This window comes from Saccharopolyspora sp. NPDC003752 (assembly GCF_053605825.1).
The window spans coordinates 230,025-245,291 of the sequence record NZ_JBSGJZ010000008.1; the positions used below are offsets into that span (position 1 = coordinate 230,025).

Consider the following 15,267-nt stretch of genomic DNA (forward strand, 5'->3'; position numbering starts at 1 on the left):
ATCTCTCGCGAAACCGGCGCCGGCCGGTCAGCCCTGCACGGCGGTCGCGACGGCCTTGCCGAGGTCCTCGGTGGTGGCCTTGCCGCCGAGATCCGGGGTGCGCGGCGCCGAGGCGTCGGTCAGGACCTGCTCGATCGCGCGGACCACGTCGGCCCCGGCCTCCGGCAGGCCGAGGTGGTCCAGCATCATCGCCGCGGACCAGATCTGGCCGATCGGGTTGGCGATGCCCCGGCCCGCGATGTCCGGCGCCGAGCCGTGCACCGGTTCGAACGTCGACGGGTAGTCGCGCTCCGGGTTGATGTTGCCCGACGGTGCGACCCCGATCGTGCCGGTCACACCGGGCCCGAGGTCGGAGAGGATGTCGCCGAAGAGGTTGCTGGCGACCACCACGTCGAAGCGCTCCGGCGTCATCACGAACCGCGCGCACAGGATGTCGATGTGGTCCTGGTCGACGGTGATGTCCGGGTACTCGGCGGAGATGGCCGCGAACCGCTCGTCCCAGTACGGCATCGAGTAGTAGATGCCGTTGGACTTCGTCGCCGAGGTGACGTGCGGCTTGCCGAGCTTGCGGGCCAGTTCGAAGGCGTAGCGCATGATGCGGTCGGTGCCGCGCCTGGTGAACGCGGCGGTCTGCAGCACCATCTCGTTCGGGGTGCCCTCGCCCTGCCGCCCGCCGAGCTGCGAGTACTCGCCCTCGGTGTTCTCCCGGACCACCCAGAAATCGATGTCGCCGGGCTCCTTGTCGCGCACCGGCGGCGTCACGCCCGGCAGCAGCCGCACCGGGCGCAGGTTGACGTACTGGTCGAACTCGCGGCGGATCGGCAGCAGCAGCCCCCACAGCGAGATGTGGTCGGGCACGCCGGGCCAGCCGACCGCGCCGAGCAGGATCGAGTCGTGGTCGCGCAGCCGGTCCAGCCCGTCGGCGGGCATCATGCGGCCGGTGCTGCGGTAGGTCTCGCAGCTCCAGTCGAAGTGCCGGAAGTCGAACCGCACCCCGTACTTCGCGCCGATCACCTCGAGCACCCGCAACGCTTCCGGCATGACCTCGTTGCCGATCCCGTCACCGGGCAGGACCGCCACTTCGTACTGCTGCAATCTGCACCTCGCGCCTCTCGGAGAACCGTTCCGGTCGCCATCTAACGCCGCGGGCCCGCCCGCGGCCAAGACCCCGGGGCGAATCGCCGGTGGCGCTCCGGCCTGGCAACGGCTACGAAGGACGACGTGGATGCGACACGGGCATTGCGCGAAATCGCGTTCTGGCTGGAGCGCGAGGGCGCGCCGACCTACCGGGTGCGGGCGTTCCGGCGCGCCGCCGCGGTCGTGGACGACCTCCCGGACCTGGACCAGCGGGTGGCGTCCGGGCGGCTGACCGCCCTGGAGGGCATCGGCAAGACCACCGCCGCCGTCATCGAGGCCGCGCACCGCGGCGAGACCCCGGACTACCTGGCGCGCCTGCGGTCCGAAGTGGACGTTCCGGAGCACGGGCAGCGGCTACGCGCGGCGCTGCGCGGCGACTGCCACACCCATTCCGACTGGTCCGACGGCGGCAGCCCGATCGCCGAGATGGCCATCACCGCCCGGGAGCTCGGGCACGAGTGGATGGTGCTCACCGACCACTCGCCCCGGCTGACCGTGGCCCGCGGCCTGTCCGCCGACCGGCTGCGCCAGCAGCTGGAGGTGGTCGCGGGGCTCAACGAGCGCCTCGCGCCGTTCCGCATCCTCACCGGCATCGAGGTCGACATCCTGTCGGCCGGCGAGCTGGACCAGGACGAGGACCTGCTCGCCGAGCTGGACGTCGTGGTGGCCAGCGTGCACTCCGACCTGCGGATGGCCGCGCCGGCCATGACGCGGCGGATGTGCGCGGCGGTGGCCGACCCGCACGTGGACGTGCTGGGCCACTGCACCGGGCGGCTGATCGGCGACCGGAAGCGGCAGCAGTCCACTTTCGACGCGGTGGCGGTGTTCGAGGCGTGCCGGGACAACGGCGTCGCGGTCGAGATCAACTCCCGGCCGGACCGGCTGGACCCGCCGCGCGAGCTGATCCGGCTCGCCCGCGACATCGGCTGCGCGTTCAGCATCGACTCCGACGCGCACGCCCCGGGTCAGCTGGACTGGCTGGCCTACGGATGCGCGCGGGCCGAGGAGTGCGAGGTGCCCGCCGACCGCGTGATCAACGCGCTCCCGGCCGAGGACCTGCTGGCCCGGCGGTGAGCTGGGCGCACCACGGCCATCGCCGGATCGCTCCGTCGCTGATCGCGCATGGTATTTGAATGTTCAAATATTGCCCGGGTATGCTGATCGGGTGACCGAAACCCGATGGCTGACCGACACCCAGCAGTGCGCCTGGCGGAAGTTCGCCGCCCTGATGACCGTGGTCCCGGCCGCGCTGGACAACCAGCTGCAACGGGACGCCGGCCTGACCCACTTCGGCTACTGGGTGCTGGCGATGCTCAGCGAGCACCCGGACCGCGCTTTGCGGATGAGCGAGCTCGCGGCCCGGTCCAACGCCTCGCCGTCCCGGGTGTCGCACGTGGTCGCCCGCCTGGAGCAGCAGGGCTGGGTGCGGCGGCAGCGCGCGTGCTCCGACGGTCGAGGCAACGTCGCGGAGCTCACCGAAGCCGGCTACGAGAAGCTCGTCGCCTCGGCCCCCGGCCACGTGGAGAAGGTCCGCGACTTGATGTTCGACGGCCTCTCCGACGCCCAGGTGCGCCAGCTCGACGAGCTCTGCGCCGCCATGCTCGCGCACCTGGACCCCGAGGGGAACCTCACCACCGCGCCGCCGCAGCGGGACTGAAAAACCTCACGCCGCCTCGTCGGTGTCGTCCTGCTGGGCGAACTGGGTGCGGTAGAGCTCGGTGTACAGGCCGCCGCGGGCCAGCAGCTCGGCGTGCGTGCCCTCCTCCGCGATGCGCCCGCCGGAGACCACCAGGATCCGGTCCGCTTCCCGGATCGTGGCCAGCCGGTGTGCGATGACCAGCGCCGTTCGCCCGGACAGCGCGGTCTTCAGCGCCTGCTGCACCGCCGCCTCGGATTCCGAGTCCAGGTGCGCGGTCGCCTCGTCCAGCACGACGATCGGCGGCGCCTTCAGCAGCAGCCGCGCGATCGCCAGCCGCTGCTTCTCGCCGCCGGAGAGCCGGTAGCCGCGGTCGCCGACCACCGTGTCGAGCCCGTCCGGCAGCGACGCGACGAGGTGCCCGAGCTGCGCCGTCCGCAGGGCCTCGGTCAGCTCCTCGTCGGTCGCGTCGGGGCGGGCGAAGGTGAGGTTGGCGCGGATCGAGTCGTGGAACAGATGCGAGTCCTGGGTGACCACGCCGACCGTCGAGTACAGCGAGGCCAGCGTCGCGTCGCGGACGTCCACGCCGCCGATGCGCACCGCCCCGGAATCCGCGTCGTAGAGCCGCCCGGCCAGGTTGGTGATGGTCGTCTTGCCCGCGCCGGAGTGGCCGACCAGTGCGATCGTCTGGCCCGGCGCGGCGCGGAACGAGATGTTGTGCAGCACGTCGTGCGCGGGCGCGTTGTCCTGCCGCGCCACCGATTCCAGCGACGCCAGCGAAACCTCGCTGGACGCCGGGTAGCGGAACGACACCGCGTCGAACTCGACGTCGGCCGCCCCGGCGGGCAGCGGCTTCGCGTCCGGCTTCTCCTGGATCATCGGCCGCAGGTCCAGCACCTCGAAGACGCGGTCGAAGCTGACCAGCGCGGTCATCACGTCGACGTGCACGTTGGACAGCGCGGTCAGCGGCCCGTACAGGCGGCTGAGCAGCGTTGCCAGCGCCACCAGGGTGCCCAGTTCGAAGGCCCCGGTGAGCACCAGCCCGCCGCCGAGCCCGTAGACCACCGCGGTGGCCAGCGACGCCAGCAGCGTCAGCGCGACGAAGAACACCCGGCTGTACATCGCCGACACCACGCCCATGTCGCGCACCCGCGCCGCCCGCCGCGAGAACCGCTCGGACTCCTCGTCGGCGCGGCCGTAGAGCTTGGCCAGCATCGCCCCGGCGACGCCGAAGCGCTCGGTCATCAGCGAGCTCATCTCGGCGTCCACCTTCATCTGCTCCCGGGTGACCCGCTGCAGCCGCCGCCCGATCCACCGCACCGGCAGCAGGAACAGCGGCAGCATCGCCAGCGCGATCAGGGTGATCTGCCAGGACAGGGTGAACATGGTGGCCAGCACCAGCACCAGGCTCAGCACGTTGGACACCACCGACGACAGCGTGCTGGTCAGGGCTCGTTGCGCGCCGATGACGTCGTTGTTGAGCCGGCTGACCAGCGCCCCGGTCTGCGCCCGCACGAAGAACGCCACCGGCATCCGCTGCACGTGGTCGAAGACCTCCGAACGCAGGTCGTAGATCAGCCCCTCGCCGAGCCGCGCGGAGTACCAGCGCTGCAGCAGCGACGTCGCGGCCTCGAGGAGCGCGACACCGGCGACGGCCACCGCCAACCAGACGATCACGCCCATGTTCCGCGGCACGATCCCGTCGTCGATGATCGCCTTGAACAGCAGCGGGTTGACGATGCCGAGCACCGCGGCGAACGCCACCAGCGCCAGGAAGGGCATGATGTCCCGGGTGTAGGGCCGGGCGTAGCGGAAGATGCGCCGGGCCAGCCCGGGCGAGAGGCGTTGCCGGGTCACGGATTCGTCACTGGCGAAGGAGCGCATCGTCTCCCATGTCACCGTCATGTTCGCAGTCCTCTTCAAGCGGTCCAACGCGGTCGAGCACCATCCTGAAACTTCAAGTTAAGTCGAAGTCAACGCCGCGGGACGAGCGTCGATTCCCGCGCGGGCGCGTCGGTCGGCGTCGTGCTGGACGGCTATCTTGAACAATGCTTCACGTACGTTACTCTGTGCGCTGGCTCGGACACGGTCCGAACTCGGGGGATTGACTGGTAGGCCGCTGCGTAGGACAGGAGCGACCGCGTGTTGATCAGCACTTCGGTCGGGGGTGGGCGTTGACGGTTTCCGGGCAGGAGCCCGCGCGCATCCCGCTGCGCGTGGCGGACCGGTTCTTCCTGGCCGCGCACACCGGGGAGCAGCGCCTTTCGCCCAGGATCGACGGCTCGCTGGTGGCGCTCGGCTGCGCCGGCGGGCTGCTGGCCGAGCTGATCCTGGAAGAAGAGGTCTCGGTGACGCCCAGCGTCCGGCCCAGCGGCAAGGGCCGCTGCCCGGACTTCCTGTCCTGGGCGATCCTGCGGGAGATCCGCGAGGAGACCGGCCACGACGTGCGGACGTGGCTGGAGTACCTGAGCCAGACCGCCACCGAGAAGGTGCGCGCCCGGCTGACCATCACCGACGTGCTCCGGGAGGTGCCGGTGTCCGGCGGCTGGCGCGGCGGGTCGGCCGCGGCCTGGAGGCCCGCCGACGACAGCGTGCGCAACCCGGAGGTGGACCTGGAAACGCTGTTCACCGGCGCCGAAACGGCCAGCGGCAGCGGCATGATCACCATCCCGGCCCGGCTCGCCGAGATCACCCTGGCGCTGCTGCTGCGGGAAACCGGCGTGCTGCGCCAGATCCGGCTCGCCAAGCACGTCACCAGGCAGGGCGAGTACCGGATGGAGTCCTGGGAACCGCGCATCCCGGGCCCGCTGCGGACCCTGGTCAGCGAGGTGGGCGCCGCCCGCGGCCAGTCCGCGATCACCCCGAGGCACTGAGAGCGCAGAGGAGCGAGCGTTGCCACCGTCCAAAGTCTCAGCAGCCCTGGCCCGCGCCCGGCTGGGCGTGACGTCGATCGTGTTCTTCACCGTCGCCGCCGCGGCCCCGGAAACGGTGGTCGGCGGCGGTGCGGTCAGCGGGTTCGCGGTGTCCGGGGTGACCGGGATCCCGCTGGGCTACCTGGCGATCGCGCTGATCCTCGGGCTGTTCGCGATCGGCTACGTCACGATGTCGCAGCACGTGGAGAACGCCGGCGCGTTCTACGCCTACGTGGCCAAGGGGCTCGGCCGGGTGGCCGGCACCGCGGCCGGCGGCCTCGCGCTCGTCTCCTACCTGATGATCCTGGCCAGCCTGCTCGGCGGTTTCGGCGTCGGCGCGGCCGCATTCGTGCAGCAGATCAGCGGCGTCGAGGTGTCGTGGTGGGTGCTCTCGGCCGCCGGCCTGGCGCTGATCGCGGTGCTCGGCGTGCTGCGCATCGACGTCAACGGGCGGGTGCTGGGCGTGCTGCTGCTCGCCGAGGTGGCGATCATCCTGGTCTACGACGCGGCGTTCGTGTCCGCGCCGTCGGACGCGGGCGTCGTGCTGGACACCCTCAACCCGGCCCAGCTGATGACCAGCGCGGCCGGGGTGATCCTGGTGATCGCCTTCACCGGATTCATCGGGTTCGAGAACTCCACGGTCCTCGCCGAGGAGGCGAAGAACCCGCGCACGGTGATCTACGCGACCTACATCTCGCTGGTCGTCATCGGCGGTCTCTACTCGTTGTCGACCTGGGCGATGACGGTGGCCACCGGGCCGGACGCCATCGTCTCGCAGGCCGAGACCCATTCCACGGAACTGCTCTTCGTGCTCGCCGGGCAGCGACTGCCGGGCGTGCTGGTGACCATCGGCTCGGCGCTGTACGTGACGAGCCTGTTCGCCGCGACGCTGTCGTTCCACCACGTCTGCGCCCGCTACTTCTTCGCGCTGGGCCGGGAAGGCATCGGCCTGCGCTGGTGGGGGACGACCAGCTCCCGCACCTCGGCCCCGGCGGCGGGCTCGCTGAGCACCACCGCGATCGTGGCCGTCGTGGTGGCGCTGGTGGCGGTCACCGGGTTGGACCCGATCACCTACCTGTTCTTCTGGGGTGCCTCGGTGGGGGCGCTCGGCGTCCTGACGCTGGTGCTGCTGACCTCGATCGCCGTCGTCGGCTACTTCATCCGCGAACGAGACCACGGGCACGGCCGGTGGCGGACCGCGATCGCGCCGGCGCTGGCTGCCGCGGTGCTCGCGGTGGTGCTGGTCCTGACGGTGACGTCGTTCGGCACCGTGCTCGGCGTGCCCGACGGCGATCCGGCCGCGTGGGCGCTGCCGCTGGGCTTCGTGGTCGTGCTGGCGCTCGGCGCGGGCTGGGGCGCGGCGCTGAAGCGGTTCCGGCCGGAGGCCTACGCGCGGATCGGGATGGGCGCCCGCGCCACCACCATCCAGTCCGGCGCGGAGCCCGCGGATGTCCACTGAGGACGTTCGGGTGCGCACGCTGTTGCGGGCCTTCGCCGACGACGCGTTCGCCCGGTGGCTGCTGCCGGACCCGGAGCACCGGCACCACGTGTACCGCGAGTGGTTCGTCATGGTCCTCGCGCAGGCCGGCGCGGCCGGGCAGGTGATCAGCGGTGCGGACGGCCTCGCGGTGCAGGTCTGGCTCGCGGCGCGCACCGGGCCGCCGAGCATGCTCGACGACGCGGGCTCCCAGCGCCTGCTCGACCTGGCCGGGGACCGGGCGCACCGGTTCCGGGAGTTCGGCGCCCTGAGCGCGGAACGGCACCCGCGCGACCCCCACGAGTACCTGGCCCTGATCGGCGTCGACCCGGCGGTGCAGTGCACCGGCGTCGGTGGCCGGGAGCTCCGCGGCGCCCTCCGCCGGTGGGACGCGGAGGGGATGCCGTCGTACCTGGAGGCCAGCAGCGCCCGGAGCCGGAACCTCTACCTGCGCCTGGGCTTCCAGGACCACGGCGACCCGATCGTCCTCCCCGGCGGCCCCAGCCTCTACCCGATGTGGCGCCCCGCGAGCTGACGCCCTGATCAGGACTGGTGGACGATCTCGCCCGCCTGGACGACCATGCGCAGCGGCTTGGTCAGGGCCGCGATGTCCGCCAGCGGACGAGCGGCGGGTGGCGCGGGCGCTGCAGGAGGACGGCCGGGCCAGTGCGGCCGACATCGCGCGCCGCCTCGACCTGAGCCAGTCCACCGCCTACCGCATCGCCCAGTCCCTGCTGGAGCGCGGCATCGTGATCCCGCGCGTCGAGATCGAACCGGCGGTGCTCGGCTACCCGCTGGAGGCGGTGATCTCGCTGACCACCGAGCTGCGCTCGATCACCGGCATCGCCGCCGAACTGGGCCGCCACCCCACGGCGCGCTTCGTGTCCACAGTGGCCGGAACGGCCTCGATGATCAACCACGGGGCGTTCCGCGACGAGGACGACCTCGCGGGCCTGCTCACCGGCGACCTGGCCGCGCTGGAGGGCATCAAGTCCGTCGAGGTGGCCGTCGTCCTCCGGGTGCTGACCCGCTACTGGCTGCCCCGCGAGGGGGTCCGGCTGGCGTAGTCGGCGATTTCGGCGGAAACCGGAGTGCCGATTCCCGCGGAGACCGCCGCGCGTCAGGTCTCCGCGCCGACGTAGTCGAATTCCCAGATTCCGTCCGGTCGCCTCCTGCCGCGCTCGTAGATCAGCAGCGGCGGCACGGCCTGGGAGTTGCGGGCCCGCGCGGGGAACGTGATGCGCGGTACCGGTTTGCCCGACACGTCAGCGGAAACGGCGACCTCGTGGCCGTCCTCCGGCCCACCGCGCAGCCGGACCCGGATCTCTGCCACGCGAAGCTCCCTTCTTCGGACCAGCAATGCCGTGACCGGCGCCTCATCGGCGACGACACCGCTTCGACCAGGATGCCCGGAACAAGGTTCCTGCTGTCACTGGATCGTGTGGCCGGAGGGCAGCCGTCAGATCATCTCGGTGATGTTGGGCTCGACGTCGAGTAGCGCGCGGCCGAACAGCTCCGCGTTGCTTGCCGGGTGGGCGAGCGCGTGCCGGGCGGCGGTCTGGACGTCGCGCAGGATCGCGTGCAGCGGGTCCGATTCGGACAGCGCCGACGCGCCGTAGGCGGAGACGAGCCCGTCGACGGCTTCGCGGCACTGCTGGATCGCGTGGCTGGAATGCTGCCGCAGCCGGGCGCGCTCCAGATAGCCCGGGTGGGTCCCGGACAGCGCGTGGCCGTCGACCACCGCCGCCGACCGGTCCGCGATCAGCCGGGCGACGTCGATCTTCGTCGACGCCTCCGCCACGGCCAGCTGGAACGCGGTCGAATCGCGCTGCCGCTGGTAGCTGGTGAACGCGATGCCCTTGCGGCCGGCCTGCGACAGCACGTGCTCCAGCGCCTCCTCGGCCATGCCCAGCAGCGGGGCGATCAGGAACGTCGCCAGCGTCGGGACCACGGCGGTGCGGTAGCGCGGGGAATCGTTGCGGCGGCGCGTGAACACGCCCCGCGTCGCCGGACCCCGGCGCAGCAGCCGGTGGTCGGGGACGAACACGTTCTCGCCGATCAGCAGGTTGCTGCCGGTGCCGCGCATGCCGAGGGTGAACCAGGTGTCCTTGACGCGCAGCTCGCTCATCGGGACCAGCCCGAACGCGGCGTCCGCCGGCTCGTCGCCGTGCGCGGGCAACGACATGCCGAGCATGGCCCAGCCGGAGTGCAGGCAGCCGGAGGCCGGCGCCCAGCTGCCGCTGACCTGCCAGCCCCCGTCGACGCGCTCGGCGGACGCCTTCGGCGTGAGCACCTGGCACACCTTGGTGTCCGGGTCGGCGCCGAACACCTCTTCCTGCGCCTGGTCGGGGAAGAGGCCGGTCAGCCAGTCGCCGCAGCCGAGGATCAGCACCAGCCAGCCCGCGGCGGCATCGCCCCGGGTGACCTCGGCGGTGGCGTCCATGATGGTGCGCAGGTCGGTTTCCAGGCCGCCGAACCGGCGAGGCACCCACGCGCGGAACAGGCCCGCCTCGTCGAGTGCGGCGATCGACTCGCCGGCGAGCCGCCGTTCCTGTTCGCCTTCGGCCCGATGCTGTTCCAGCAGCGGCCGAAGCGCCGCCGCCCGCTCGACGAGATCCGCCCGCGCACCGGTCCCCATGGTCGACCTCCAAATCACACTGATCGACGATCAGTGTGCACCGACCGTCACCCGGTCGTGCGGCCGGTCCGGGAGGCGATCTCAGCCCGGGGTGACCAGGACGTGGAGGGTCCGGGGGCCGTGCACGCCCTCGACCCGGTTGAGCTCGATGTCGCTGGTGGCGGACGGGCCGCTGATGAACGTCATCGGCCGGGTCGGGTCCAGCCGGCGCAGCGCGGCCGGGACGTCGTCCACGACCTGCGATTCCCCGACGACGCAGATGTGCACGTCCGGTACCAGCGTCACCGCCCGGCGCCCCTGGCCGGGGCCGTGATCGAGCACGATGGTGCCCGTCTCGGCGATGCCCACCACGGCCGTGGTGATCACGGCGTCGATGCGCTCCAGTCCCGTCGTGTCGATGTCCGATCCGTCGTCCACTCGCCCGAATTCCGAGCTCAGCGCGTCGTACCACTATTGTGGTACCCCAGTTGGGGCGAGTACCCGGCGGGCACCTGCGGCGCGCGCGGCGGCCACGATCGCGGCGGGCAGCCCGGCCGGCTCGACCCGCTCCACCGTCGCCCGGTAGTCCGCGACCCGCTCGCGGAACAGGCCCACCAGATCCGCCGCCGGGCGTTCGGTGCGGTAGTCGCGCGGAATGCCCGACACCGGAACCCGCTCGGTCGCCGACCCGCAGCAGCCGGGTGGAGTGGCAGGTGGGGTGGTAGGTCACCCGGTGCGGGAAGTACGCGCCGACGTCGGTCACCCCGAGCGGGTGGCGGTGTCCCACAACCTCGCAGGTTCGTGGTCGGCAGGCTCCTCGGTCGAGATCGGGTCAGCGCGAAACCGCGCGGGACTGCGGGGCGACCGCGAGGTCGGCGCTGATCCGGGCCGCCGTCGCCTGCAGCGGCGGCAGGAGGTTCTCGCGGGCTTCTTCCGGGCTGGTGCGGGAGGCGTGCGAGGAGATGTTCACCGCCGCCACCACCTTGTTCGCCCGGTCCCGGATCGGCGCCGCGATCGAGCGCAGGCCCGCTTCTAGCTCCTGGTCCACCAACGCCCAGCCCTGCTCGCGGATGCGGGCCAGCTCCTCCTCGAACGCCGCCGGGGTCGTGATCGTGTGCGGGCCCAGCGGCTCGAGGTCCACTTCGGACAGGTAGGCGTCCAGGTCGGCGGGCCCGAGGTCGGCGAGCAGCACCCGGCCCATCGAGGTCGCGTAGGCGGGGAACCGGGTGCCGATGTTGATCGACACCGTCATGATCCGCGAGGTGGGGACGCGGGCGACGTAGACGATGTCCGGGCCGTCCAGCACCGACACCGACGCCGACTCGTGCACGTCGGCCACCAGCCGCTCCAGGTGCGGCTGGGCGATCTCCGGCAGCGACACGCTGGACAGGTAGGCGAAGCCCAGCTCCAGCACGCGCGGGGTGAGCGCGAAGACCCGGCCGTCGGTCCACACGTAACCGAGGTGCACCAGGGTGTGCAGGAACCGGCGGGCCGCCGCGCGCGACAGGTCGGTCGCGCGGGCGACCTCCGACAGCGTCATCTCCGGGTTGGACTCGTTGAACGCGCGGATCACCAGGAGCCCGCGCGCCAGCGACTGGACGTAACCGCCGCTCGTGTCGGACACGGGTTCCATGGCGTTTCTCCTGCTTCAGTCGGACTGCTCGTCGCCGAGGATCGTATTGGCGATCGCGAAGGCGCTGTTCGCGCGGGGCACCCCGGCGTAGATCGCGACGTGCATGAGCACCTCGCGGATGTGCTCCGGCGGGACGCCGTTGCGGCGGGCGGCCTTCACGTGCATCGCGAATTCGTCTTCGCAGCCCACCGCCGCCAGGATCGCCAGCGTCAGCATGCTGCGGGTCTGCCGGTCGACGCCGTCGCCGCTCCACAGCTCGCCCCACGCGTAGCGGGTGATGAAGTCCTGGAAGCCCTCGGTGAACGGGGTGATCTTGGTGTTCGCGCGGTCCACGTGCTCGTCGCCGAGGACCTGCCGGCGCACCTGCATCCCCTGGTCGCGCCGGGTTTCGTCGTCGAGGCGGTCGGGCATCACAGGCTCCTCGTGAAGTGGTCCAGCAGCAGCCGGTTGACGGCCTCGGGCTGTTCGGCGTTGCCGAGGTGCGCCGCCGGGGAAAGCACCTCCAGGCGGGCGCCCGCGACGGCCGCGGCGATCTGCTCCGCGTGCGCCGGGGGAGTGGCCGCGTCCTCGGCGCCCGCGATCACCAGCGTCGGCGCGGTGATCTCGCCCAGCTTCGGCAGCAGGTCCATGCCGGCGATCGCCTCGCAGCAGCCCGCGTAACCCTCGTCGTCGGCCGCGGCGAGCATGCCGCCGAACTTCTCGACGACGTCCGCCCGCTCGGCCAGGGCCGGGGTGAACCACCTCGGCAGCGACGGCTCGACCATCGCCTGCGTGCCCTTCTCCCGCACCAGCGCCGCACGGTCCCGCCACATCGACGCGGGGCCCAGGTCGGCGGAGGTGCAGATCAGCGCGAGCCGGTCGATGCGCTCCGGCGCGTGCTCGGCCAGCCACATGCCGGTCATGCCGCCCAGCGAAACACCGGCGAAGTGGGCCCGGCGGATGCCGAGGGTGTCCAGCAGCGCGAGCACGTCGCCGCCGAGCTGCTTGAGCGTGTACGGCCCGGGCTTGCCCGCGGTGCCGCCGTGGCCGCGCTGGTCGTAGCGCAGCACCTGGAATTCCTGCGCCAGCGCGGGAACCTGCTCGTCCCACAGCGTCAGGTCGGTGCCCAGCGAGTTGGACAGCACGACGACCGGCGCGCCGTCGGGGCCGGTCAGCTCGTAGTTCACGTTCACGGGTTCTCCAATTCGGCGTGTGCGGCCAGGGCGCGGTCGATGAAGGCGGGGGCTGAGCCGAGGTGGTCGGCCGGTTCGGTGGCGGCGACGACCTCGGCGTCCGAAAGCACCGCCCGCACCTGCGGATCGGCCAGCAGCTCCGCGCGCAGCGTCGTGCCCTCCTGCACCGCGCGGCGGCACAGCCGGGCGACGAGGTCCTGCGCCTCGGTGCGGCCGAGGCCGGCCATCAGCACCCCGGCCGCGCTTTCGGCCATCACCAGGCCACCGGTGAGGGCGAGGTTGGCGGCCATCTTCTCGGGGTGCACGCGCAGTTCCGCCAGCAGCCGCCGGGCCTGCGCGGCCGCCGCGGCGACCAGGCGCAGCAGTTCGGTCAGCGGCTCCCATTCGGACTGCCAGGCCCCGGCGGCGCGCTCGTACTCCTGCGGCATCGCCGACAGCAGGGTCGCCACCAGGCCGGGCACCCGCCGGGTCGCGGCGGTGATCAGCACCGCCGACACCGGATTCTGCTTGTGCGGCATGGCGGAGGACCCGCCCGCCTTGCCCTCGGCGAGCTCGCCGACCTCGGTCTGCGCGTGCAGCTCGACGTCCAGGGCGATCTTGCCGAGCACCCCGGCCGCGGTGCCCAGAGCCCCGGCCAGTTCGGCGACGCGGGTCCGGTCGGTGTGCCAGGGCACGACGGGTTCGGCCAACCGGAGTTCGGCGGCGAGCAGCCCGACGACCCGGACGCCGTCGGCGCCGAGCGAGGCGAGCGTGCCGGCGGCGCCGCCGAACTGGACGGCCAGCCGTTCGTCCCGGATGCGGCTGAGCGCGGCGATGGCTTCGCCGAGCGCGGTGAGCCAGCCGGCGCAGCGGCAGCCGAAGGTCGTCGGCAAGGCCTGCTGCAGCAGCGAGCGGGCGATCATCACGGTGCGCCGGTGCCGTTCGGCGAGCCTCGCGCATTCGGCCGCGGCGGCGCGCAGATCCGCGATGATCAGGTCCAGGACGTCGCGCGCCACCAGCATGGCGGCGGTGTCGATCACGTCCTGGCTGGTCGCACCGCGGTGCACGTGGGGCTTCGCCTCGGCGCCCACCAGCGCGGTCAGGTCCCGCACCAGCGCGATCACCGGCGTCGCCGACGACACCGCGCGCTCGGCGATCGAGCCGACGTCGAACAGCTCGACCTGGCAGTGCCGGGCGATCTCCTCGGCGGCCGGGACCGGGATGACCCCGGCCTCGGCCTGCGCCGAAGCCAACGCCGCCTCGAAGCGCAGCATCGCCTGCAACCAGGCGGAACCGCTGGTCCGCTCGGCCGCCGCCGGCGTGCCGAACATCGGCCCGAACAGGTCGTCAGACCGCGAAGAAGACTGTTTCGCCATCGCCCTGGATCCGGATGTCGAAGCGGTAGCCGCGGTCATCGGCCGCCGCGACCAGCGTGCCGCGGCGCGCCACGTCCACTGTAGACAGCACCGGGTCGGCTGCGTTGGCCTGCTCCTCGTCCGGGAAGTAGACGCGGGTGACCACCCGGTTGAGCATGCCGCGGGCCAGCACGGTGACATCGAGGTGCGGCGCCTCGGTCCCGCCGTCCGGCGTGGGCAGCGGGCCCGGCTTCACGGTGCGGAACCAGAACCCGCCGTCGGCGTCGGTCGGGCACCGGCCGAAGCCCTGCCACGACGAGGATTCCGGGCGCGGGTCGTCGGGGTGGTCGAACCGGCCGCGCTCGTCGGCCTGCCAGATCTCGACCACGCCGTCCGGGATGGGATCGCCGTTGCCGTCGGTGAGCCGCCCGTGCAGCACGAACGCGCCCGGGTGCTCGGCGGCGACGACTTCCTGCCCGCCGTCCCAGAGGATGCCGCCGGGCAGGGCGTAGAACGGGCCGACCGTCTGCGACGGCGTGGTGGCCGGGGGCTTGGGAGCAGCCATCAGTCGTCGTCCTCCTCTTCCTCGTCCTCGAACACCGAGCCCTCCGGGCCGCGCAGCACGATGTCGAACTTGTAGCTCAGTGCCCACTCCGGCACGGTCGTGTCGAGGTCGAAGCGGGAGATCATCCGCTCCCGGGCCTGCTCGTCGCGCACCGAGTTGAAGATCGGGTCCTGGTGGAACAGCGGATCGCCGGGGAAGTACATCTGGGTGATCAGCCGCTGGGTGAACGCCTGCCCGAACAGCGAGAAGTGGATGTGCGCCGGGCGCCACGCGTTGTCGTGGTTGCGCCACGGGTAGGCGCCGGGCTTGATGGTGATGAACTCGTAGTTGCCCTCGGCGTCGGTCATGCACCGGCCGGTGCCGGAGAAGTTCGGGTCCAGCGGCGCCGGGTGCCGGTCGCCCTGGTGCCGGTAGCGGCCTGCGGAGTTGGCCTGCCAGATCTCCACCAGCGTGTTCGGCACGGGCTTGCCGCCGGAGTCCAGCACGCGGCCGCTGACGATGATGCGTTCGCCCAGCGGCTCGCCGTCGTGCTGCACGGTCAGGTCGTGGTCGCGCTCGCCGCAGCGGTCCTGCCCGAGCAGCGGCCCGGTGATCTCGGTGAGGTACTGGGGCAGGTACTGCAGCGGCTGCTTCGGGTAGCGCAGCGCGGACGAGCGGTACTCGGGGGTGTTCAGCGCCGGGTGGGACTGGTCGTCCCTGCCGTACTCCGGCAGGATCAGCCCCGACCGGGTCTCGTGTGTGGTCATCGCAGCTCCTCTTGCGTCCAAGCTGTCAGGCGGGCCGT

At 72.1% G+C, this 15,267-nt stretch carries 16 protein-coding genes and 2 pseudogenes; 6 read left to right on the forward strand and 12 right to left on the reverse strand.

Annotated features, from left to right (window positions below):
* Window positions 1–27: 27 nt before the first annotated feature.
* Window positions 28–1,095 carry a tartrate dehydrogenase gene (locus ACWEV3_RS13520; RefSeq protein WP_452614123.1) on the reverse strand — a complete coding sequence of 356 codons (1,068 nt, stop codon included), beginning with the start codon at window positions 1,093–1,095 and terminating at the stop codon, window positions 28–30.
* Between the two features lie 126 nt (window positions 1,096–1,221).
* Between ACWEV3_RS13520 and ACWEV3_RS13525 the strand changes: the two genes are divergently transcribed.
* The gene (locus ACWEV3_RS13525) at window positions 1,222–2,211 is read left to right on the forward strand and encodes a PHP domain-containing protein (protein ID WP_452614124.1); all 990 of its coding nucleotides are present in this window, start codon (window positions 1,222–1,224) and stop codon (window positions 2,209–2,211) included.
* Between the two features lie 91 nt (window positions 2,212–2,302).
* The gene (locus ACWEV3_RS13530; RefSeq protein WP_452614125.1) at window positions 2,303–2,794 is read left to right on the forward strand and encodes a MarR family winged helix-turn-helix transcriptional regulator; all 492 of its coding nucleotides are present in this window, start codon (window positions 2,303–2,305) and stop codon (window positions 2,792–2,794) included.
* A gap of 6 nt (window positions 2,795–2,800) precedes the next feature.
* On the opposite strand, the gene ACWEV3_RS13535 is transcribed toward ACWEV3_RS13530, so the two are convergent.
* Window positions 2,801–4,678, reverse strand: coding sequence for an ABC transporter ATP-binding protein (locus ACWEV3_RS13535; RefSeq protein WP_452614126.1), 1,878 nt, complete (start codon window positions 4,676–4,678; stop codon window positions 2,801–2,803).
* A gap of 269 nt (window positions 4,679–4,947) precedes the next feature.
* Between ACWEV3_RS13535 and ACWEV3_RS13540 the strand changes: the two genes are divergently transcribed.
* The 4 genes from ACWEV3_RS13540 to ACWEV3_RS13555 all read left to right on the forward strand — a co-directional run bounded on the left by ACWEV3_RS13540 (window position 4,948) and on the right by ACWEV3_RS13555 (window position 8,229).
* Window positions 4,948–5,646 carry a GPP34 family phosphoprotein gene (locus ACWEV3_RS13540; RefSeq protein ID WP_358568608.1) on the forward strand — a complete coding sequence of 233 codons (699 nt, stop codon included), beginning with the start codon at window positions 4,948–4,950 and terminating at the stop codon, window positions 5,644–5,646.
* Window positions 5,647–5,665: 19 nt separating this feature from the next.
* The gene (locus tag ACWEV3_RS13545) at window positions 5,666–7,144 is read left to right on the forward strand and encodes an APC family permease (RefSeq protein WP_452614127.1); all 1,479 of its coding nucleotides are present in this window, start codon (window positions 5,666–5,668) and stop codon (window positions 7,142–7,144) included.
* A complete protein-coding gene (locus ACWEV3_RS13550; RefSeq protein WP_452614128.1) occupies window positions 7,134–7,697 on the forward strand; it encodes a GNAT family N-acetyltransferase in 564 nt (187 codons plus the stop codon). The genes ACWEV3_RS13545 and ACWEV3_RS13550 overlap by 11 nt, the downstream gene beginning before the upstream one ends.
* Window positions 7,698–7,794: 97 nt before the next feature.
* Complete coding sequence (locus tag ACWEV3_RS13555; protein WP_452614129.1) at window positions 7,795–8,229, forward strand: Lrp/AsnC family transcriptional regulator; 435 nt, start codon at window positions 7,795–7,797, stop codon at window positions 8,227–8,229.
* A gap of 53 nt (window positions 8,230–8,282) precedes the next feature.
* Here ACWEV3_RS13555 and ACWEV3_RS13560 read toward each other — a convergent pair whose 3' ends face one another.
* The 10 genes and pseudogenes from ACWEV3_RS13560 to pcaH all read right to left on the reverse strand — a co-directional run bounded on the left by ACWEV3_RS13560 (window position 8,283) and on the right by pcaH (window position 15,229).
* Entirely contained in the window at window positions 8,283–8,495 is a 213-nt protein-coding gene (locus ACWEV3_RS13560; RefSeq protein WP_452614130.1) for a hypothetical protein, read from the reverse strand.
* A gap of 126 nt (window positions 8,496–8,621) precedes the next feature.
* Entirely contained in the window at window positions 8,622–9,800 is a 1,179-nt protein-coding gene (locus ACWEV3_RS13565; protein WP_452614131.1) for an acyl-CoA dehydrogenase, read from the reverse strand.
* Between the two features lie 81 nt (window positions 9,801–9,881).
* Window positions 9,882–10,445 (reverse strand): annotated as a pseudogene (locus tag ACWEV3_RS13570) (LutC/YkgG family protein).
* A gap of 10 nt (window positions 10,446–10,455) precedes the next feature.
* Window positions 10,456–10,548: pseudogene (locus ACWEV3_RS13575) on the reverse strand ((Fe-S)-binding protein); the annotation flags it as partial.
* Between the two features lie 63 nt (window positions 10,549–10,611).
* Window positions 10,612–11,412 (reverse strand): IclR family transcriptional regulator, encoded by an 801-nt coding sequence (locus ACWEV3_RS13580; protein ID WP_452614132.1) that lies wholly within the window; start codon window positions 11,410–11,412, stop codon window positions 10,612–10,614.
* Window positions 11,413–11,427: 15 nt separating this feature from the next.
* A complete protein-coding gene (gene pcaC / locus ACWEV3_RS13585) occupies window positions 11,428–11,823 on the reverse strand; it encodes a 4-carboxymuconolactone decarboxylase (RefSeq protein WP_452614133.1) in 396 nt (131 codons plus the stop codon).
* Window positions 11,823–12,584 carry a 3-oxoadipate enol-lactonase gene (gene pcaD, locus ACWEV3_RS13590; RefSeq protein WP_452614134.1) on the reverse strand — a complete coding sequence of 254 codons (762 nt, stop codon included), beginning with the start codon at window positions 12,582–12,584 and terminating at the stop codon, window positions 11,823–11,825. The genes pcaC and pcaD overlap by 1 nt, the downstream gene beginning before the upstream one ends.
* Window positions 12,581–13,939 (reverse strand): 3-carboxy-cis,cis-muconate cycloisomerase, encoded by a 1,359-nt coding sequence (gene pcaB, locus ACWEV3_RS13595; RefSeq protein ID WP_452614135.1) that lies wholly within the window; start codon window positions 13,937–13,939, stop codon window positions 12,581–12,583. Before pcaB ends, pcaD begins: the two co-directional genes overlap by 4 nt.
* Window positions 13,911–14,483: a protocatechuate 3,4-dioxygenase subunit alpha gene (gene pcaG / locus ACWEV3_RS13600; protein ID WP_452614136.1), complete on the reverse strand. Its 573-nt coding sequence runs from the start codon at window positions 14,481–14,483 to the stop codon at window positions 13,911–13,913. Before pcaG ends, pcaB begins: the two co-directional genes overlap by 29 nt.
* Window positions 14,483–15,229 carry a protocatechuate 3,4-dioxygenase subunit beta gene (gene pcaH, locus ACWEV3_RS13605; protein ID WP_452614137.1) on the reverse strand — a complete coding sequence of 249 codons (747 nt, stop codon included), beginning with the start codon at window positions 15,227–15,229 and terminating at the stop codon, window positions 14,483–14,485. The genes pcaG and pcaH overlap by 1 nt, the downstream gene beginning before the upstream one ends.
* Between the last annotated feature and the right edge of the window lie 38 nt (window positions 15,230–15,267).

Bases quoted from the DNA above. Each gene is read 5' to 3' on its own strand.
- pcaG (WP_452614136.1), bottom strand. From the start codon at position 14,483: ATGGCTGCTCCCAAGCCCCCGGCCACCACGCCGTCGCAGACGGTCGGC.
- pcaC (WP_452614133.1), bottom strand. From the start codon at position 11,823: ATGCCCGACCGCCTCGACGACGAAACCCGGCGCGACCAGGGGATGCAG.
- pcaH (WP_452614137.1), bottom strand. From the start codon at position 15,229: ATGACCACACACGAGACCCGGTCGGGGCTGATCCTGCCGGAGTACGGC.
- ACWEV3_RS13535 (WP_452614126.1), bottom strand. From the start codon at position 4,678: ATGACGGTGACATGGGAGACGATGCGCTCCTTCGCCAGTGACGAATCC.
- ACWEV3_RS13580 (WP_452614132.1), bottom strand. From the start codon at position 11,412: ATGGAACCCGTGTCCGACACGAGCGGCGGTTACGTCCAGTCGCTGGCG.
- pcaB (WP_452614135.1), bottom strand. From the start codon at position 13,939: ATGGCGAAACAGTCTTCTTCGCGGTCTGACGACCTGTTCGGGCCGATG.
- ACWEV3_RS13565 (WP_452614131.1), bottom strand. From the start codon at position 9,800: ATGGGGACCGGTGCGCGGGCGGATCTCGTCGAGCGGGCGGCGGCGCTT.
- ACWEV3_RS13550 (WP_452614128.1), top strand. From the start codon at position 7,134: ATGTCCACTGAGGACGTTCGGGTGCGCACGCTGTTGCGGGCCTTCGCC.